At 72.1% G+C, this 18001-nt stretch carries 19 protein-coding genes; 10 read left to right on the plus strand and 9 right to left on the minus strand.

What is annotated here, in order from left to right:
- Positions 1–54: 54 nt before the first annotated feature.
- The gene (locus AAME72_RS06025; protein WP_348789335.1) at positions 55–792 is read right to left on the minus strand and encodes a hypothetical protein; all 738 of its coding nucleotides are present in this window, start codon (positions 790–792) and stop codon (positions 55–57) included.
- A gap of 217 nt (positions 793–1009) precedes the next feature.
- Here AAME72_RS06025 and AAME72_RS06030 point away from each other — a divergent pair, with 217 nt between their 5' ends.
- Both AAME72_RS06030 and AAME72_RS06035 read left to right on the plus strand, forming a co-directional pair.
- The gene (locus AAME72_RS06030; protein WP_348789336.1) at positions 1010–1621 is read left to right on the plus strand and encodes a DUF308 domain-containing protein; all 612 of its coding nucleotides are present in this window, start codon (positions 1010–1012) and stop codon (positions 1619–1621) included.
- Between the two features lie 119 nt (positions 1622–1740).
- The gene (locus AAME72_RS06035) at positions 1741–3405 is read left to right on the plus strand and encodes an ATP-dependent DNA ligase (protein WP_348789337.1); all 1665 of its coding nucleotides are present in this window, start codon (positions 1741–1743) and stop codon (positions 3403–3405) included.
- Positions 3406–3653: 248 nt separating this feature from the next.
- Here the strand turns inward: AAME72_RS06035 and AAME72_RS06040 are convergent, their stop codons facing one another.
- A complete protein-coding gene (locus AAME72_RS06040; RefSeq protein WP_348789338.1) occupies positions 3654–4142 on the minus strand; it encodes a RimK/LysX family protein in 489 nt (162 codons plus the stop codon).
- Positions 4143–4240: 98 nt separating this feature from the next.
- Here AAME72_RS06040 and rimK point away from each other — a divergent pair, with 98 nt between their 5' ends.
- Positions 4241–5431 carry a 30S ribosomal protein S6--L-glutamate ligase gene (gene rimK, locus AAME72_RS06045; RefSeq protein ID WP_348789339.1) on the plus strand — a complete coding sequence of 397 codons (1191 nt, stop codon included), beginning with the start codon at positions 4241–4243 and terminating at the stop codon, positions 5429–5431.
- 24 nt (positions 5432–5455) lie between these two features.
- On the opposite strand, the gene AAME72_RS06050 is transcribed toward rimK, so the two are convergent.
- Positions 5456–6391 carry a hypothetical protein gene (locus AAME72_RS06050; RefSeq protein WP_348789340.1) on the minus strand — a complete coding sequence of 312 codons (936 nt, stop codon included), beginning with the start codon at positions 6389–6391 and terminating at the stop codon, positions 5456–5458.
- 95 nt (positions 6392–6486) lie between these two features.
- On the opposite strand from AAME72_RS06050, the gene AAME72_RS06055 reads away from it, so the two are divergent.
- On the plus strand, positions 6487–7437 hold the full coding sequence (locus tag AAME72_RS06055; RefSeq protein ID WP_348790096.1) for an aldo/keto reductase: 951 nt from the start codon (positions 6487–6489) through the stop codon (positions 7435–7437).
- A gap of 108 nt (positions 7438–7545) precedes the next feature.
- Here the strand turns inward: AAME72_RS06055 and AAME72_RS06060 are convergent, their stop codons facing one another.
- Entirely contained in the window at positions 7546–8124 is a 579-nt protein-coding gene (locus AAME72_RS06060; RefSeq protein WP_348789341.1) for a TetR/AcrR family transcriptional regulator, read from the minus strand.
- Between the two features lie 77 nt (positions 8125–8201).
- Between AAME72_RS06060 and AAME72_RS06065 the strand changes: the two genes are divergently transcribed.
- The gene (locus AAME72_RS06065; RefSeq protein WP_348789342.1) at positions 8202–10733 is read left to right on the plus strand and encodes an MMPL family transporter; all 2532 of its coding nucleotides are present in this window, start codon (positions 8202–8204) and stop codon (positions 10731–10733) included.
- Here the strand turns inward: AAME72_RS06065 and AAME72_RS06070 are convergent.
- A complete protein-coding gene (locus AAME72_RS06070) occupies positions 10730–11299 on the minus strand; it encodes a helix-turn-helix domain-containing protein (protein WP_348789343.1) in 570 nt (189 codons plus the stop codon). The genes AAME72_RS06065 and AAME72_RS06070 overlap by 4 nt on opposite strands.
- Positions 11300–11384: 85 nt before the next feature.
- On the opposite strand from AAME72_RS06070, the gene AAME72_RS06075 reads away from it, so the two are divergent.
- Positions 11385–12290, plus strand: coding sequence for an SDR family oxidoreductase (locus tag AAME72_RS06075; RefSeq protein WP_348789344.1), 906 nt, complete (start codon positions 11385–11387; stop codon positions 12288–12290).
- On the opposite strand, the gene AAME72_RS06080 is transcribed toward AAME72_RS06075, so the two are convergent.
- The 3 genes from AAME72_RS06080 to AAME72_RS06090 are packed head-to-tail and all read right to left on the minus strand — an operon-like array spanning position 12263 to position 14638.
- Positions 12263–12823, minus strand: coding sequence for a YrhK family protein (locus AAME72_RS06080; protein WP_348789345.1), 561 nt, complete (start codon positions 12821–12823; stop codon positions 12263–12265). The two genes, AAME72_RS06075 and AAME72_RS06080, sit on opposite strands and share 28 nt — an antisense overlap.
- The gene (locus AAME72_RS06085; protein WP_348789346.1) at positions 12820–14181 is read right to left on the minus strand and encodes a glutamate decarboxylase; all 1362 of its coding nucleotides are present in this window, start codon (positions 14179–14181) and stop codon (positions 12820–12822) included. The genes AAME72_RS06080 and AAME72_RS06085 overlap by 4 nt, the downstream gene beginning before the upstream one ends.
- Positions 14182–14224: 43 nt before the next feature.
- On the minus strand, positions 14225–14638 hold the full coding sequence (locus AAME72_RS06090; RefSeq protein ID WP_348789347.1) for an META domain-containing protein: 414 nt from the start codon (positions 14636–14638) through the stop codon (positions 14225–14227).
- A 147-nt stretch (positions 14639–14785) separates the two neighbouring features.
- On the opposite strand from AAME72_RS06090, the gene AAME72_RS06095 reads away from it, so the two are divergent.
- Genes AAME72_RS06095 through AAME72_RS06105 form a run of 3 tightly spaced genes read left to right on the plus strand, consistent with a single transcriptional unit; the run spans position 14786 to position 16970 of the window.
- Positions 14786–15217 (plus strand): hypothetical protein, encoded by a 432-nt coding sequence (locus AAME72_RS06095; RefSeq protein WP_348789348.1) that lies wholly within the window; start codon positions 14786–14788, stop codon positions 15215–15217.
- An 11-nt stretch (positions 15218–15228) separates the two neighbouring features.
- Positions 15229–16344, plus strand: coding sequence for a sensor histidine kinase (locus tag AAME72_RS06100; protein ID WP_348789349.1), 1116 nt, complete (start codon positions 15229–15231; stop codon positions 16342–16344).
- Entirely contained in the window at positions 16341–16970 is a 630-nt protein-coding gene (locus tag AAME72_RS06105; RefSeq protein WP_348789350.1) for a response regulator transcription factor, read from the plus strand. Before AAME72_RS06100 ends, AAME72_RS06105 begins: the two co-directional genes overlap by 4 nt.
- 26 nt (positions 16971–16996) lie before the next feature.
- Here the strand turns inward: AAME72_RS06105 and AAME72_RS06110 are convergent, their stop codons facing one another.
- Positions 16997–17170 (minus strand): hypothetical protein, encoded by a 174-nt coding sequence (locus tag AAME72_RS06110; protein WP_348789351.1) that lies wholly within the window; start codon positions 17168–17170, stop codon positions 16997–16999.
- A gap of 3 nt (positions 17171–17173) precedes the next feature.
- Here AAME72_RS06110 and AAME72_RS06115 point away from each other — a divergent pair, with 3 nt between their 5' ends.
- Positions 17174–17908, plus strand: coding sequence for an alpha/beta fold hydrolase (locus AAME72_RS06115; protein WP_348789352.1), 735 nt, complete (start codon positions 17174–17176; stop codon positions 17906–17908).
- Positions 17909–18001 lie beyond the last annotated feature (93 nt).

Genomic DNA, 18001 nt, shown 5'->3' on the forward strand with positions numbered 1-18001 from the left:
TGGGTCGCGGACGGGACGGGCGCGCGGCCGCACGACCCGCCCCGTCCGCGGGGGTCAGCGGCCGGACACGACCTGCTGCTCGACCTGCTCGGCGAGCTGCTGGATGTCGTGGCCATAGCCGCCCGAGACGGCCGTGCTGACCACCTTCTGCACGTCGGCGGTGCGCTCGGACGCGGGCGCCGTCGCGAGCGACGACAGGTCGCTCCGCAGCGCCTCGGGAAGCTTCGCCGAGAGCTGCGCATCCGCGGTCACCTGGACGGCGACGGCCGCGCCGTCGTCGCCGAGCTCCTGACCGGTCAGGTCGCCGGAGCGGAGCTCGCCGATCAGTCCCTTCAGCTGGGAGGCCCCCGCGTGGTCGGTGCGCGCCTCCTTCAGCTGCTTCGCGAGGCTCTGGATGGCGCTGCCGTACCCGCCGTCGAGAGCCGTGTCGACGATCTTCTTCGCGTCCGCGGTGCGCTCGGCGACCGGCGCGTCCTTCAGAGCGGTGAGGTCGTTCTGCAGGCTGTCCGGCAGCAGCGAGAACAGCGGCTCGTCCGCGACGATCCGCTTGGCGATCGCCTGCGCCTTCGCGCCGCTGAGGTGTCCGGAGAAGACGTCGCGGCCGAGCCCGTCGTGGCCGAGGCCGTCATGACCGGCCGCGGCCGACGCCGACCAGGACGACGGGTGGCCGCCGTTCCCGGTGTCGGCGAGCGCCGCCTGGGCGCCCGCACCGACGAGCGCGCCCGCGGCGACGATCGAGGCGGCGCCGATCGCGACGCGCTGTCCAACGGAGGTGTTCTTCTTGGGGTTCACATGGATCCTTTCCGTCTGCCCGCGACCACCGCGGGCATCCGGCGACGGTACGAGACGGATCTGGACCTCCCGTCCGTACCCTCTGCGAGGCTCCGAAGGGTGGTTCCGCTGCTCGGGCGATCGCGGTAGAGACGGCCCCTGCACGCGGCGTCATAGATCTAGACAGCGGCTCCCGCGCGGCGATAGCGTCCACCCAACCACGTCGAAGGGATTCGCGATGTCATCACCTCAGCCTTCAGCCTTCGCCTCGTTCTCGCTCAACGGCAAGGACCTGACCGCCTCGGCGATCAACGGCGTGCGCGTCGCGCTCGGCATCAGCGGCGCCGTCGCGCTGATCGTCGGCATCATCATCGTGTTCTGGCCGCGGACCGCCGCCGCCGGGCTCACCATCCTGCTCGCCATCTCGCTGCTCATCTCGGGGATCGCGTACCTCGGCATCGGCATCTTCGCGAAGGGCATCGGGGGCGGTGCCCGCGCGCTCGACATCATCTTCGGCGTGCTGCTGGTGATCGCCGCGATCGTCGCCTTCGCCAACCTGGCCGGCACGACCGCGTTCCTCGCGGTGTTCCTCGGCATCCTGGTGGGCATCGCCTGGATCGTGGAGGGCGCCGTCGCCCTGGCCCAGATCGGGGACGCGCCGTCCCGCGGCTGGGGCATCTTCTTCGGCATCCTGAGCATCGTGGCCGGCATCGTGCTGCTGTTCTCGCCGCTCTGGGGCATCGTCGTGCTCTTCCTGCTGGCCGGCATCAGCCTGATCGTGCTCGGGATCGTGCAGATCATCCGCGCGATCACGTTCGGCCGCGGCGTCGCCACCCCCGCCACGTCCTGATCTAGCGCTTCCGCGCCGCCGAGTACGCAGAAGCTCCGCCCGAAACCGCCGAGTACGCAGAGAATCCGCGTACTCGGCGGTTTCGCGGTGGTGTCGGGGGACGGTGGGACACTGGGGCTGTGCTGCTCGAGACGCTCGTGACGACGCTGGAGGCGGTGGCCGCGACGCGCTCGCGCCTCGCGAAGGTGGACGCCCTCTCCGACCTGCTGCGCGACCTGCCCGCCGAGGAGATCGCGCCCGCCGTCGGGATGCTCGTCGGCCGTCCGCGACAGGGCCGCGTCGGCGTCGGCTGGCGCGGTGCGTCCGCGGCGATGGGTGCGGCGGCCGCAGAGCCCACGCTCACCGTCACCGACCTCGACCGGCTGCTGGACCGGCTCTCCGCCGCGAGCGGTCCGGGCTCGGCGGAGGAGCGTGCGAGCCTGCTCCGCGGGTTCGCGGAGCGCGCGACGCCCGGCGAGCAGGACTTCTTCGTGCGGGTCCTGCTCGGCGAGATGCGCACCGGGGCGCTCGAGGGCGTGCTCCTGGATGCGGTCGCCCGGGCCGCGGATCGCACGGGCGAGTCCGTGCGCCGGGCCGCGATGCTCTCGGGCGACCTCGGCGAGACCGCAGTGATCGCCCTCACCGGCACCGCCGACGAGCTGGATGCGGTGGGCCTGGTGGTGGGTCGGCCGGTGCTCCCGATGCTGGCGGCCTCCGCACCGACAGCGAGCGCGGCGCTGGAGACGACCGGGCGCGCGTCGGTGGAGTACAAGCTGGACGGGGCGCGCATCCAGGTGCACCGGAACGGGGACGAGGTGTGGGTGTTCACCCGCAACCTCGCCGACATCACCCACCGCGTGCCCGAGGTGGTGGAGGTGGTGCGCCGGATGCCCGCACGCGACCTCATCCTCGACGGCGAGACGCTGTCCCTCGACGAGGACGGGGCGCCGCGGCCGTTCCAGGAGACGATGTCGCGGTTTGCGCGGTGGAGCTCAGGGGCAGCGCGGAGCGATGCCGCGACCCCAGCGCTGCGCGGCGGAGCTGGGGGCAGCGCGGAGCGATGCCGCGACCCCAGCGCCGAGGAAGCCTGCGACCGAGGGTCGGAGCCTGCGACCGAGGGTCCCGCGGAGGCGGCTCGGGAGGCGGTGCTGCATCCGTGGTTCTTCGACGTGCTGCACGTCGACGGCCGCGACCTGCTCGACGAGCCACTGGAGGTGCGGATGGCGGAGCTGGAGCGCGTCGCCGGCGAGCACCGCATCCCGGGCGAGGTCACCGACGACCCCGAGACCGCCGAGCGCGTCTCGCGGGAGGCGCTCGCGGCGGGACAGGAGGGCGTCGTCGTCAAGGCGATCGGCTCGCCGTACGCGGCGGGCAGGCGGGGCTCCAGCTGGATCAAGGTCAAGCCGGTGCACACCTACGACCTGGTGGTGCTCGCGGTGGAGTGGGGGTCGGGCCGGCGTCAGGGGCTGCTCTCGAACATCCACCTCGGCGCCATCGACCCGGCGGGCGAGTTCGGTGAGCCGGGCGGGTTCGTGATGGTCGGCAAGACGTTCAAAGGCCTGACCGACGCGCTGCTGCGCTGGCAGACCGAGCACTTCCAGGAGATCGAGGTGCGGCGCACGCCGGGAACCGTCTGGGTGGCCCCGACGACGGTCGTCGAGATCGCGATCGACGGCGTGCAGCGCTCCTCGCGCTACCCGGGCGGCATCGCGCTGCGGTTCGCGCGCGTCAAGCGCTACCGCGACGACAAGCCGCCTGCGGAGGCCGACACCATCCAGACCCTCCGCGCCATGCTCCGGGAGTAGGCTGCGCGCCATGACGAACAAGACCCCGCGCGAAGAAGAGATCCAGAAGGAGCAGGAGGCGAAGGACGCCGAGAAGGAGCGTCTGGAGCAGGAGGAGGAAAACCGGTTGCGCTGACCGCGCGCACGCTGAGCCCCCGCACATTTGCGCCACATGTCGGTTGTGGCGCGCCCATTCGCGCCATTTGCGCCAAATGTGAGCCCACGCGGCGCGAACGCGGAGCGCGAACGCGGCGCGCGAACGCGCGGCGCTACGCGCGGCCGCGGTTGCGGCGTCGCACCTCGCGCGGCGCCCGCCCGGCGAGGAACGAGCGGCCGGGGTCCACGACGAAGCCCTGACGCAGCGCCTCGCGACCGACGAGCATCCGGAAGCCCATCTGGTCCCGGTTGCTGAGCGTCGTCTCCGCCGTCACCGTTCGGCCGGAGAGCGCCAGCTCCAGCAGCACGACGATGCGCTCCTCGGTGTGACCGGACGAGCTGCGGATCACGCGGCGGTCGTGGATGGGCACCTCCACGCTGACAGCGTCCGCGTCGGAGTCCTGCCACGGGTGCACCTTGAAGCGCACCCGGCCGTCCGGCCGCTCCTCCACGTCGAACGCGTGCAGCGCGGAACTGCGGGCGCCGGTGTCCAGCTTCACCTTGATCCAGGGGATGCCGACGCCGGGCAGACCGGCCCACTCCCGCCAGCCCGCGACCACGGTCCCGGGCGCCACGGCGGTCGACGGCGAGTCTGCGGGCATGCCCCTATCTTGGCAGGGCCCGACGGGGTGCACCGAACGGCCCCCGGGGTGTTTAGATGGAGGGTCGCCGCCGATCCCGTTCCCCTGAGGTGCACTCGATGAAACTCGCCATCCTCTCGCGCGCCCCGCACGCGTACTCGACCCAGCGCCTGCGGGCGGCGGCCAGGGAACGCGGGCACAACGTGAAGGTGCTGAACACGCTGCGGTTCGCGATCGACCTCTCCGGGGACGAGCCGGACCTGCAGTATCGCGGGCGGCTGCTCTCCGACTACGACGCCGTGCTCCCGCGCATCGGCAACTCCATCACGTACTACGGCACGGCCGTGGTGCGGCAGTTCGAGCAGATGGACGTCTACACGCCGAACACCGCCAACGGCATCACGAACTCGCGCGACAAGCTCCGCGCCAACCAGATCCTCTCCCGCCACAACATCTCCATGCCGGCGACGACGTTCGTGAACAGCCGGGCGGACGTGCGGATGGCCATCGAACGCGTCGGCGGCGCGCCCGTCGTCATCAAGCTGCTGGAGGGCACCCAGGGCATCGGCGTCATCCTCGCGCCCGAGGCGAAGATCGCGGAGTCGATCGTGGAGACTCTGCACTCCACGAAGCAGAACGTGCTCATCCAGAGCTTCATCTCCGAGAGCCGCGGGCGGGACATCCGGGCGCTCGTCGTCGGCGACCGGGTCGTCGCCGCCATGCGCCGGGTCGCGAGCGGCGACGAGTTCCGGTCCAACGTCCACCGCGGCGGGACGGTCGAGAAGGTGGACCTGTCGCCCGAGTACCAGGAGGCGGCCGTCCGCTCCGCGCAGATCATGGGGCTGCGCGTGGCCGGCGTCGACATGCTGGAGGGCAACGACGGGCCGCTGGTGATGGAGGTCAACTCCTCGCCGGGCCTCGAGGGCATCGAGCGGGCGACGGGACTGGACGTCGCCGGCGCGATCATCGACTTCATCGACAACCAGGTCGCCTTCCCCGAGATCGACGTTCGGCAGCGGCTCAGCGTCTCCACCGGCTACGGCGTCGCCGAGCTGCTCGTGCACACGAACGCGGACCTCGTGGGCAAGACGATCAAGGAATCCGGCCTCTGGGACCGCGACATCACCGCGCTCACCCTGCACCGTGGGACGTCCGTCATCCCGAACCCGCGCAGCGGCGTGCTGCTGCAGGCAGGCGACCGGCTGCTCTGCTTCGGCAAGCTGGAGGAGATGCGCTCGATGATCCCGGACCGCCGCAAGCGCAGGACCAAGGTGCGCAAGCTCCCGAAGGAGCACCTCGCGGAGGAGTGAGGCGGGCGTCGGCGCGCGGCCGGCTCAGGCCGCGTCCCACCAGCGCAGCACGCGCAGCGCGCGGAGGGTGACCCAGCGGCTCGGCATCCCCTCGCCCTCCCCGAACCCGAACAGGGTCGGGCCCTCGTGCACGTTCTCGAGCCGCCACAGCCCGTCGGCATCGGCCTTGCCGCGCACCAGTTCCACGGCGTCGGCCAGCCGCGCATCCCTCCGGTCGACGCGGCGGAAGTGCTCCAGGCCGCGGAGCACGTCGTGGAACCAGCGGACCGGGTACGAGAGCATCGTGATCCGCGGATCGGGGACGGCGCCCGTGCTGCGCCGGCGAAACAGGCTGCGCTCGAGCAGGTACTCCTCGCCGGTGCGGACCGCGTCCGCGACATCGGCGTCCGCCCGGCCGGTCGCCTGCCAGGCCGCGAGCCCCTCCACCGCGCAGATCGTGGAATGGAAGGACGACACCGTCGCGCCGTACTCCGCCCAGCAGTTCCAGGCGCCGTCGGCCAGCCGGCCGCCGACCAGGGTCTCTGCAATGCGGGAGCCGTCCTGGCCGAAGTACGCCGCCACCGTCAGGGCGATGCCGTTGATGCACGGCTCGACCTCGCCGTCGAAGAACGGCTCGCCCTCGTGCTCCCAGCGGACGTTCTCGCGCACGCGCACGATCGCGTCGGACACCGCGGGGTCGTCGGGCTCCACGCCGAAGTCGGCGAGCTGCTGCAACGAGAAGTGGGTGGCGGTCCAGGCGTCGAAGAAGGGACGCGCCTCGTCCACCCAGCCCGGGCGGTAGGTGCCGCCGTCCCAGCGACCGTCCGCATCCTGCTCCGCGAGCAGGCGGGCGCCCCAGCCCTCCCTGGCCACCCGCGCCCGCTCCGCCGCGACCTTCTCCGGCGGCGCCTCGAGCAGGTCGCGCAGCACCTGCCAGCGGATGGCCGGATCGGAGTCGAGAAGCCAGGCGGCGACGTCCATGGCGGACATGGTACTCACGCGGCGGCACCGTGGCCTGACGGTAGTGTTGACCCGTGAGCCAGAGCTACGTCGCCGACCCCACCCGCTACGACTCGATGCCGTACCGCCGCGCCGGGCGCAGTGGTCTGGTGCTGCCGCCGCTCTCGCTCGGCCTGTGGCAGAACTTCGGCACAGCGCGCGCCTACGAGACGCAGCGCGCGATCGTGCTCCGCGCGTTCGACCTCGGGGTCACGCACTTCGACCTCGCCAACAACTACGGACCGCCTCCCGGGGCGGCCGAGGAGATGTTCGGCCGCATCCTCGCGACGGATCTGAAGGCGTACCGCGACGAGATCGTCGTTTCCACCAAGGCCGGTTACCTGATGTGGCCCGGCCCGTACGGCGACTTCGGCTCGCGCAAGTACCTGCTCTCCTCGCTGGATGCGAGCCTGAAGCGTCTCGGCCTCGACTACGTCGACGTGTTCTACCACCACCGGCCGGACCCGGAGACCCCGATCGAGGAGTCGATGGGCGCGCTGGTGACCGCGGTCGCGCAGGGCAAGACCCTCTACCCGGCCATCTCCAACTACGACGCCGCCCAGACGGACGCGGCGGCCGCGGTGCTGGCGGACGCCGGCACGCCGCTGCTGCTGCACCAGCCGCGCTACTCGATGTTCGACCGCACTCCGGAGGACGGCGTCCTCGACGCCGTGGACCGCGCGGGCGCGGCCGCGATCGTCTACTCGCCGCTCGCCCAGGGGATGCTCACCGACCGGTACCTGAACGGCGTGCCGGAGGGCTCGCGCGCGGTGACCAGCGTGTTCCTGCACGAGTCGGACATCACCGAGGACGTACTGGGCACGGTGCGTGCGCTGAACGAGGTCGCCGCGGGCCGCGGTCAGACCCTCGCGCAGCTCGCGCTGCAGTGGGTGCTGCGGAACCCGGTGGTGGTCTCGGCGATCATCGGCGCGAGCAGTGTCGCGCAGTTGGAGCAGAACCTGGGCGCCATCGGCGGGCCGGAGCTCGGCGCCGACGAGCTGGCGGAGATCGACCGCATCCTGGGCTGAGTCCGGAGCCATCGGTTCCGGAGTTGTGCACGCTCGCAACCGGCGTGTCGCGTGAAGAACTCCGGAAGCGATGGCGGCTGACGGCTTCCGGGGCGCGGGCGGCGCGGGTCAGGCGGGGGCGGGGCCGAGCACGAGGTCGACGACGCGGCCGGGGAAACCGGGGTCGCTCGGGGTGCGCGCGAGTGCGCGGAAGGTGAGTGCGCCGATGAGCGTCTCGCTGACGTCGTCGATCGGCAGATCGGCGCGGAGGATGCCCGCATCCCGCGCATCCCGCAGCCGCACGTTGAACAGCCGCGGGTCGGCGAGCGCCTCGCGCAGGCGCCGGCCGACGTCCTCGTTCTCGGTGGCCGCGGCGATGAGCGAGCGGAACAGGCCCTCGCCCGCCGGGCTCTCGATCACCGCGACGACCTGGCTGAGCCAGGTGGTGAGGTCGGCGCGGACGTCCCCGGTGTCCGGGACGACGAACCGGTCCGGCAGCAGCGTCCCCTCCAGCAGGCAGTCGGCGATGAGCGCGCTCTTGCCGGGCCACCAGCGGTAGACCGTCTGCTTGCCGACGCCCGCCCTGGCGGCGATGCCCTCGATGCTGAGGTGGTCGTAGCCGCGCTCGGCGAAGAGCGAGGCGGTTGCGTCGAGGATGGCGACCCGCGCCGATTCGCTGCGCGCCGCGCCCCGTCGTCCTTCCGGCATGCTCACAGCCTACCCTCAATCAACGAGACGGACCGTTGCGTATTATTGACGCCGGACGCCACACGAAGGGACCGCTCTTGGCCGAACTGCTCTACCGTCTCGGAACCTTCTCGGCGCGCCGCGCCTGGCGGGTCGTCGTCGCCTGGGTCATCGTGCTCGGCATCGCCGTCGGCGGTTTCCTCATCGGCTTCAAGGGCCTGGCCACCAGCTTCGACGTGCCGAACACCGCCTCCGGCGCCGTGGTCGACGAGCTCACGAAGAAGCTCCCCGACTACGCGGGCGCCGCGGGAACCGTCGTGTTCGCCACGAAGGACGGCTCCGCCCTCGACGCCGACCAGAAGGCCGCGATCGGCTCGCTGGTCGACAGCGCGGACGGGCTCACCGACGTGTCGAAGGTGGTGGACCCGTTCAGCACGGAGAGCGAGCGCGCCGACCGGCAGAAGCAGCTGGCCGACGGCCGCACGCAGCTCGATCAGGCACAGACGCAGCTCAACGACGGCCAGAAGCAGCTCGACGCCGCGAAGGCGCAGGTCACAGCGGGCCAGGAGCAGCTGGACGCCGCGAAGCAGCAGCTCGAGGCAGCCGGAATGCCGACCACGCAGCTCGACGCGCAGCAGGCGCAGCTCGACGCCTCAACGGCGCAGTTGGCCGAGCAGCAGAAGAAGATCGACGACGGCGCGGCCACCCTGGCGTCCAAGCGCACCGCGCTCGAGCAGGGCGCCGAGCTGCTGAAGCTGTCCGACGACATCCGGGTCGTCTCCTCCGACGGCTCGACCGCGCTCGTCAACGTCGCGTTCACGAAGCCCCGGCTGGAGCTCTCGGAGGATGCGAAGCAGGGCGTCATCGAGCACTTCGAGTCGAAGCCGATCGACGGCGTCACCGTGTCGTTCTCGACCGACATCGCCCAGGGCGTCCCGCAGATCGTGGGCGTCGGCGAGGCGGTCGGCGTCGTGTTCGCCGCGATCGTGCTGGTCGTCGTGCTCGGCTCGGTGATCGCGGCCGCGCTGCCGCTGATCACCGCGCTCTTCGGCGTCGGCGTCGCGGCGCTGGGATCGCTCGCGTTCTCCGGGGTCGTCGACATGGCATCGGTGACACCGGTGCTCGCGATCATGCTCGGGCTCGCGGTCGGCATCGACTACTCCCTCTTCATCGTGAAGCGGCACCGCAGGCAGCTGCTCGAGGGCGCGGACCCGGTGGAGTCGGTCGGCCTCGCGAACGGCACCTCGGGCAACGCCGTCGTCTTCGCCGGCACCACCGTCGTCGTGGCGCTGCTGGCCCTGAACGTCACCGGCGTCCCGTTCCTCGGCCTGATGGGCACGGTCGGCGCGGTCGCCGTCGTACTCGCGGTGCTCATCGCCGTCACCCTGACGCCGGCGCTGCTCGGGCTGCTCGGGACGCGCATCCTGAGCAAGCGCGCCAGGGCGGCGGTCGGCACGGTGCACCACGACGACAGCAAGGCGCGGCCGATGTCGACGTGGCGCGCGGTGATCACGGTGCTGGTCAGCGCCGTGGCGCTGCTCGTGGTCGCGATCCCCGCGCTGTCCATGCGGGTCGGGCTTCCGGACGGCTCCTCCGAGCCGGTCGGGTCGACCACCTACAACGCGTTCCAGCAGACCTCGGACGCCTTCGGCGCCGGTGCCACCGGACCGCTGCTCGTGACCGCTGACGTCCCCGCCGGCCTCTCGGACGACGACGTGACCTCGACGCAGCTGACCATCGCGCGCACCCTCGCCGACCAGAAGGACGTGGTCGCCGTCGCGCCGATCGCGACGTCGGACGACAACCGGCTGATGGCGTTCCAGGTGATCCCGAAGGAGGGGCCGAACAGCGTCTCGACCGAGGAGCTGGTCGGCGCGCTGCGGGCCCTGCCCGCGGTCGACGGCGACATCCACCTCGGCGTCTCCGGGCAGACCGCGATCAACCTGGACATCTCGGCCAACCTCGCGGGTGTCCTGCCGCTCTACCTGGTGGTCGTCGTCGGGCTGTCGCTGCTGATCATGATCCTGGTGTTCCGGTCGCTGCTGGTGCCGCTGATCGCGACCGGCGGGTTCATCCTGTCGCTGTTCGCGACTTACGGCGCCATCACCGCGCTCTTCCAGTGGGGCTGGGGTGCGGAGGCCCTGGGCATCCACACCGGGCCGATCCTGAGCTTCCTGCCGGTCATCCTGGTCGGGATCCTGTTCGGGCTCGCGATGGACTACCAGCTGTTCCTGGCCTCCGGGATGCGGGAGGCGTACGTGCACGGCGCCCCTGCTCGGCTCGCGGTGGCGAAGGGCTTCCGGGCCGGCCGCACGGTGGTCGTCGCCGCGGCGCTCATCATGATCTCGGTGTTCGGCGGCTTCGTGTTCAGCGAGTCGACGATGATCCGCTCGATCGGCTTCGGCCTCGCCTTCGGCGTGCTCGTGGACGCGTTCGTTGTCCGGATGCTGCTGATGCCGGCGCTGATGCACCTGCTCGGGCGGTCGGCGTGGTGGCTGCCGCGCTGGCTGGAGCGGATCCTGCCGAACGTGGACGTGGAGGGCGCGGCCCTGGAGCGCCGGCACCACGTCGAGCCTGGGCACGAGCACGAGCCGGAGCCGGACTCGGCCGACGCGACGACGACGCGCTAGCTCCGCAGGAGCCCGGCGACGCCGTCGAGCGCCTCGGCGATCCGCGCGTCCAGCGCGCAGCCGCCGGGCTCGTCCACCCAGCGCTGGAATGCGACGTGGAACGCGCCGAGTGCGGTCTGGGCGGCGAGGCTCGCGGCCGGCTCGGCGATGCCGCGGTCGCGGAGCGCCTGCGCGGCGCCGGCGGCCAGCCGGGACAGCTTCAGCAGCTCGCGCTCCTGCAGGCTCGCGTTCGCGGCGATCACCCCGGCGCGCTGACGAGGGAAGTCGTCGACGTCGTTCTGCTGGATAGCGCGGCCCGCCGCCGCGACGCCCTCCGCGGCGGCCTGGAAGGGCGTCGCGTCGGCGGGCGCGGCGAGGATGGCGGCGACCACCGCCTCCTGCAGCTGCTCGGACCCGGCGAAGAGCACCTCGCGCTTGTCGGCGAAGTGCCGGAAGAAGGTGCGCTCGGTGACGCCGGCGCGCTCGGCGATGTCGGAGACCGTCGCCTGCTCGAAGCCGCGCTCGCGGTACAACGCCAGGGCGGCCTCCCTCAGGCGGCCCTGTGCGTCCGGTGTCCAGCGTCCCACGCACCCCAGTCTAGTGATGACAGTCGCTGACATGAGTGCTACGCTCTCTCATGACAGTCACTGACATCACTACAGGAGGTCGCTCATGCGCGTCTTCGTCACCGGGGCATCCGGCTGGATCGGATCCGCCGTCGTTCCCGAACTCATCGCCGCCGGTCACGAGGTGACCGGTCTCGCCCGCTCTGAAGGCTCCGCCGAGCGCATCAGCGCCGCCGGCGCCCGCCCGCATCCCGGCTCCCTCGACGACCTGGAGAGCATCCGCAGCGGTGCCGCGGCCGCCGACGCGGTCATCCACCTCGGCTTCAAGCACGACTTCACCGACTACGCAGCCTCCGGCCGCACGGAGCGAGCGGTCGTGCAGACCATCGGCGACGAGCTCGCCGGCTCCGGCCGCGGGTTCCTGTTCGCCTCCGGCGTCGCCGCGACGCCGGGACGCAGGCTCACGGAGGAGGATCCGTCGCCGTACGCGGGGCCGGAGGCTCCGCGCGGCGGGGGCGAGGCGCTCGCCTTCGAGTACGCCGAGCGCGACGTGCGCCCGGTGGCGCTCCGGTTCGCGCCGACGGTGCACGGCGCCGGCGACCACGGCTTCACCGCCGTCCTGGTCGGGGTCGCGCGCGAGCGCGGCGTCGCGGCGTGGATCGGGGATGGCGAAAACCGCTGGCCTGCCGTCCACCGTCTCGACGCCGCCCGCCTGGTCCGGCTGGCGCTGGAGCAGGCGCCCGCGGGCGGCATCGTCCACGCGGTCGGCGAGGAGGGCATCCCCACCCGCTCGATCGCCGAGGCCATCGGCGACGGACTCGGCGTGCCGAGCGCGTCGATCGCACCGGAGGACGCCGCGGAGCACTTCGGCTGGATCGGCGGCTTCTTCGGGATGGACATCCCCGCCTCCAACGCCCTCACCCGCGAGCGCTACGGCTGGACGCCGAGCGGGCCGACGCTGCTGGAGGACCTCGCCGCCGGCTCCTACTTCGCGGTGGCCGCCGCGCGCTGAGCCGGCAGCAGCCCGAGCAGGGCGGCGCCGAGGAAGAGCAGCGCGCCGCCCACGGTCCCGAGTCCCGTCCAGAACGGGCTCAGCAGGGCGTCGGTTCCCGGCACCACGAAGGACCCGATCGCCGCGGCCGCGAACAGCACGGAGCCGGCCAGGTTCAGCCAGGCTCCGCTGCGTTCGCGGCCCGGCGGACTCGGACGCACCGCGAGGGCGCTCGAGATGAGGAAGCACGCCGAGCCGTAGACGTCCGGCCGCCAGCCGGTTCCGCCCTCGGCACCCGCGGGGACCGCAGCGGCGAGCGCCAGGGCGGTGCTGATGTTGAAGAACACGGTGCCGACCAGCTGGATGACGGACGACGACCGCGTCGGGTCCCCGAGCGACAGCGCGGCGCCCGCGGTGAAGAACACCGAGCCGATGAAGAACACGACGTTGACGCCGACCGCGCCCATCGCCTCCGCGATCGCCGGGAAGGCCGCGACGGCGAAGCACACCGAACCGACGGCGAACGCCGTCGCGGCCAGCCGCCCCCTGGTCAATGCGCGAAGTGCGTGCGCCTGTGCTCCGGCCTCTCCGCGGCGGCGAGCTCCCCGCACACCGCGCGGATGTCCGCCACCAGGTCGCTCGCCAGGTCGGCGTTGAAGCCGTCGCGCACGACGATCCGCAGCACGGCCACATCCTCCGCGTCCGCCGGCATCGTGTACGCGGGCACCTGCCAGCCGCGCGCACGCAGCTCGTGGGAGACCTGGAACACGGTGTAGCCGGGGTCGCCCTTCAGGGTGAACGCGATCACCGGGATGGCGGAGCCGTCGGCGATGATCTCGATGGCCGGGTCCTCCGCGAGCCCCGCCGAGATGTCGAGCGCGGTGTCGCGGAGCGCCTCCATGATCGCGGTGTAGCCCGCGCGCCCGAGCCGCACGAAGTTGTAGTACTGGCCGATGATCTGGTTGCCGGGGCGGGAGAAGTTCAGCGTGAAGGTCGGCATGTCGCCGCCGAGGTAGTTCACCTTGAACACCAGATCCTCCGGCAGATGCTCGGCCGAGCGCCAGGAGACGAAGCCGATCCCGGGGTAGGTGAGGCCGTACTTGTGGCCCGAGACGTTGATCGAGACCACCCGCGGCAGGCGGAAGTCCCACTCCAGCTCCGGGTGCAGGAACGGCACGACGAAGCCGCCACTGGCCGCATCCACGTGCACGGGCACGTCAGGGCCGCCGGACGCGGCGAGGTCGTCCAGCGCAGCACAGATCTCCGCGATCGGCTCGAGCTCGCCGGTGTAGGTGGTGCCGAGGATGCCGACCGCGCCGATCGTGTTCTCGTCCACCGCGTCCCGCACCTGCTCCGGCGTGACGACGTACCGCCCCTTCGCGACCGGCAGGTAGCGCGGCTCCACCTCGAAGTAGCGGCAGAACTTCTCCCACACCACCTGCACGTTCGAGCCGAGCACGAGGTTCGGGGTGCCGCCTCCCGTCCCGCCCTTCCGTGCGCGCCAGCGCCACTTGAGCGCGAGGCCGGCGAGCATCACCGCCTCGCTGGATCCGATGGTGGCGGCGCCGGTCGGCTCGCCGGGTTCGGCGTGGAACAGGTCGGAGACGATGGCGACGCAGCGACGTTCGATCGCGGCGGTCGCCGGGTACTCGTCCTTGTCGATCATGTTCTTGTCGAACGCCTCGGCCATGAGTGTCGCGGCCTGGGGGTCCATCCACGTCGTGACGAAGGTGGCGAGGTTGAGCCGCGAGCTGCCGTCGAGCAGCAGCTCGTCGTGCAGCAGCCGGTAGGTGCTCTCGGGATCGGTCGGGCCGTCCGGCAGGCGGTCGGGCGGCCGCTTGCGGGAGAGGTGACCGGTGTAGGCCGGGAGGCCAGCATCGGTGGACGTGTCGTTCGCGAGCTGCGAGGTCATCGCCGCCCCTTTCTGCTCAGGCGTTCCGGACGGTTGAGGCCGATCAGTCGGACTTCTCGAGGGTGCCGATGGCGTTGCCGCCGTCGTCGTAGATGGTCAGGGTCGAGCCCTTCGCCGTGCCGGTCGCGGCCTTGTTCAGCCACTCGTCCACGCCCTCGCACGCCATCAGGGTGCTCGCCATGGGCCCGAAGGTGATGGAGTCGCCGTCGATCGATCCGGTGCCGGTGAGCCGGTTGCAGCCGTCGGTGCCGGAGAAGGATCCATTGTTCTCGATCGTGAGGTTCGGCTGCTTGCTCGCCGTCGAACCCCACGTGCCGACCAGGGCCGCACCGCTCGGCGTCCCCGCGCAGCCGGCGAGCAGCGCGGCGGCGACCAGCACGATGCTCCCGGCTCGCAGTCCCCTCGTGCTCCGCATCCCGTTCGCCCCCTTCGCGTGCCGCGCCTTCCGGCGGTTCACGCGGGGAGGGTACCGCGCACGGTCGGGCGGCGGCTAGAGGCTGCCGGAACGCCGCGTCGGCGGCTCCGGGGCACTCCCCGCCGAATGGTGGCAGGGGCCAACCGATCGGTCGATCTGGCGGCGTGCGCGGATCGCGACGCTGGAGTCATGACCGAGACACACGTCACCACCCGCCCCGCGGCCGCGGCCTCCCGCCGCGCGTTCTTCCGCCCGATCCTCGTCCTGCTCTGGTGCTTCCTGGCCCTGAGCGCCGCGATGCTGGCCTTCCTCGCCGCGCTCACCTCCCTCGGCCATGCGGTCGACATCGCCATCTGGATCCGGTGCTCGTTCGTGCTCGCGAGCTCAGTGATCCTGCTGCTGCTCGGGGTGTTCGCCGCCCGCGGCTCCCGCGTCTCCTGGGTGCGGCTGCGGATCATCGCCCCGATCGTCGTGCTCGCGGTGATCGTGATCGTGTCCATCCCCGGGTTCCTGCCGGACTGGGTGCGCATCGAGCAGGCCGTCTGCGGAGCTCTGGTGCTGCCCGTGGCCATCCTGGCGAACCTGCCGCGCGCCGGTGCCCTGTTCCGTCGCGACGCGTAAGGTCTGTGTACGTGATCGACCCGCGCTGGCGCACCGTCCTGCTGATCGCGCCCTACGTGGTGCTCGGCATCCTGGTGGCCTTCACCGCCGGGGTCTGGTGGGGCGACTGGGGACGGCTGCTGCCCACGCTCGCGCTGTGCGCGGTGTATGGCGCCCTGGTGGTCGCCTTCCAGCTGCTGCCGGCCCGCCGACGCCGGAACGCCGCCGTGCTCACCGCGTTCATGGCCGGCCTCATCGCCGTCAACCTGGCGCTGGTGCTACAGGAGAGCTGGTTCGGGTTCCTCACCATCGCGACGTTCACCTTCGCGTACTCGCTGCTCGAGTGGCCGTGGGAGCTGCTGGGTGTCGGAGCGACGGCCGTCGTGGCCGCGATGGCGCAGAGCTCCTCGCTCGGGCACGACGCAGTGGGGATCGTCGGCACAGTCGGGATCGTCGCGCTCAATGTCATCGCCATGTGCGGCCTGTCGTGGTCGCTCCGGCTCGCCGAGCGCCAGGTGCAGCTTCAGGCGACCGAGCGGGAGCGGTCCCGCCTGGCGCGGGAGATCCACGACACGCTCGCCCAAGGCTTCGCCGGCATCGTGACCCAGCTGCAGGCGGCGGAGGAGGCGCCCGACGACGCCGAGCGACGGCGGCACACCGGCGCGGCGCTCGCCCTCGCCCGCGACGGCCTCGCCGAGGCCCGGCGATCGGTGCGGGCGCTCCGGCCGGCGGCACTGGACGCGGTCCGGCTTCCCGAGGCCATCGAACAGCTCGCGCGCACGTGGTCGGCGAGGACCGGCATCCCCGCCGACGTCACGCTCGCCGGCGATGCGCGCTCGCTCCCGATGGACGTGGAGGTCGCCCTGCTGCGGACCGCCCAGGAGGCGCTCGCCAACGTCGAACGGCACGCGGGTGCGCACCGGGTCCGGCTCGACCTGCGGTCGACCGCGACGGGGATCCGGCTGGAGGTGCGCGACGACGGTCGCGGCTTCGAGCCGGCCGGGCTGGACGACCGCGAGGTGCATCCCGACGCCGGCGGCTACGGCCTGGTCGCGATGCGCGAGCGGATCGCGTCCGTCGCCGGCGGCCTCGTGATCGAGTCCCGGCCGGGGCACGGCACAGCGATTCGGGTGGAGGTGCCTGCATGAGCACGATCCGCCTGCTGGTGGTGGACGACCATCCGGTCGTGCGCGACGGCATCGTCGGCATGGTCGCCTCCGACCCGGAGGTGGAGGTGGTCGGCGAGGCCTCCGACGGGGCCGAGGCGGTCGGCCTCGCGCGCGTCCTGCTTCCCGACGTCGTGCTGATGGACCTGCGGATGCGCGGAATGGACGGAGTCGCGGCGATCCGCGAGCTCACGCGGCTCGGCATCCCGAGCCGCGTCGTCGTGCTCACGACCTTCGACGGTGACGCCGACGTGCTGCCCGCCATCGAGGCGGGAGCGACCGGCTACCTGCTGAAGGACGCACCGCGGGCCGACCTGCTACGCGCGATCCGGGCCGCCGCCGTCGGGGATGCGGTGCTCGCGCCCTCGGTCGCATCCCGGCTGGTCGGGCGGGTGCGCGCCCCGGAGCAGAGCCTGCTGACGCCGCGGGAGCTGGAGGTGCTGGCACTGGTGGCCGATGGCGCGACCAACCGGGCGGCGGGCGACCGGCTGCACCTCAGCGAGGCGACGGTGAAGACGCACCTGCTCAGCATCTACGCGAAGCTCGGCGTCGGCGACAGGGCCGCCGCCGTCGCCGAGGGGTTCCGGCGCGGGCTGCTCGGCCTCTGAACCCGACGACCGCGCACCTGGGACCGCTACTCGCTGTGACCGAGGATGTGCACCGGGATGCCGAACGACAGCGCGACGCACACGATCCCGGCGAAGAACACCAGGCCCTGCCACGCCGGCAAGGTGTCCGCCAGGCCCAGGAGGAACAGGCCCACCAGGAAGAGCAGGAAGCAGAGGATGAAGGCGATCACGTCGCTCATGGCATGACCCTCCCACCGCGCGGCCCGCTTGGCAAGCACCGCGTTCCGGGCGATGCTGGCGGCGTGATCACCGTGCTGCGACGACTCGGCGTCCTGCTGCTCGACTACGAGTACGTGCTGCGCCACCAGCTGGCCGCCGTGTTCGACCGCAGCCTGCCGGAGGCGCTCGTCGACGGGACGGGAGGCGGCGCCCCCGTCGTGCTGCTGCCCGGCATCTACGAGACCTGGCGGTTCCTGAAGCCGCTCGCCAGGCGCCTGCACGATGCCGGGCATCCCGTGCACGTCATCTCGGCGCTCGGGGACAACCGGATGTCGCTCACCGAGGCCGCCGCGCACGTGCGGGCGCACCTGGAGCGGTTCGGCCTGACCGACGTGACGATCGTCGCCCACAGCAAGGGCGGGCTCGTCGCGCGCCTGCTGCTGGCCACCCCTGGCGTCGAGCACCGCATCCGCAGCGCGGTCACGGTCGCCGCGCCGTTCTCGGGCTCGACGCTCGCCCGCTACGTGCCGCTGTCCGCGGTGCGGGCGCTGCGTCCCGGAGCGTCGGAGCTGCGCACGCTGGCGGCGACGGACGCGGGAGTCGACCGGATCGTGTCGGTGTGGGGATGGTGGGACCCGCACATCCCCGGCGGCTCGCGCCTCGACGGCGCCCGGAACATCCCGGTCCCGGTCGGCGGCCACTTCCGCATCCTGGGCAGCCCGGTCGTGCTGCGGCTGATCGGGGAGCTGGTGGGCTGAGGGGCGGGCGGCGGTGCATCCCGGCGCCCGCTTCCGGGGGACCGCGAACGCGCCCGGGCGGTGGCCGGCGTTTCGCGCGAAGAACTCCGGAAC

The organism is Leifsonia sp. NPDC080035 (genome assembly GCF_040050925.1).
Classification (GTDB): Bacteria; Actinomycetota; Actinomycetes; order Actinomycetales; family Microbacteriaceae; genus Leifsonia.

Excerpts from the sequence above, each read along its gene's own strand:
- AAME72_RS06040 (WP_348789338.1), bottom strand. The coding sequence starts at position 4,142 with ATGCCCGCAGACTCGCCGTCGACCGCCGTGGCGCCCGGGACCGTGGTC.
- AAME72_RS06095 (WP_348789348.1), top strand. The coding sequence starts at position 14,786 with ATGACCGAGACACACGTCACCACCCGCCCCGCGGCCGCGGCCTCCCGC.
- AAME72_RS06060 (WP_348789341.1), bottom strand. The coding sequence starts at position 8,124 with ATGCCGGAAGGACGACGGGGCGCGGCGCGCAGCGAATCGGCGCGGGTC.
- AAME72_RS06055 (WP_348790096.1), top strand. The coding sequence starts at position 6,487 with ATGCCGTACCGCCGCGCCGGGCGCAGTGGTCTGGTGCTGCCGCCGCTC.
- rimK (WP_348789339.1), top strand. The coding sequence starts at position 4,241 with ATGAAACTCGCCATCCTCTCGCGCGCCCCGCACGCGTACTCGACCCAG.
- AAME72_RS06105 (WP_348789350.1), top strand. The coding sequence starts at position 16,341 with ATGAGCACGATCCGCCTGCTGGTGGTGGACGACCATCCGGTCGTGCGC.
- AAME72_RS06115 (WP_348789352.1), top strand. The coding sequence starts at position 17,174 with ATGACCCTCCCACCGCGCGGCCCGCTTGGCAAGCACCGCGTTCCGGGC.
- AAME72_RS06075 (WP_348789344.1), top strand. The coding sequence starts at position 11,385 with ATGCGCGTCTTCGTCACCGGGGCATCCGGCTGGATCGGATCCGCCGTC.
- AAME72_RS06030 (WP_348789336.1), top strand. The coding sequence starts at position 1,010 with ATGTCATCACCTCAGCCTTCAGCCTTCGCCTCGTTCTCGCTCAACGGC.
- AAME72_RS06110 (WP_348789351.1), bottom strand. The coding sequence starts at position 17,170 with ATGAGCGACGTGATCGCCTTCATCCTCTGCTTCCTGCTCTTCCTGGTG.
- AAME72_RS06085 (WP_348789346.1), bottom strand. The coding sequence starts at position 14,181 with ATGACCTCGCAGCTCGCGAACGACACGTCCACCGATGCTGGCCTCCCG.
- AAME72_RS06050 (WP_348789340.1), bottom strand. The coding sequence starts at position 6,391 with ATGGACGTCGCCGCCTGGCTTCTCGACTCCGATCCGGCCATCCGCTGG.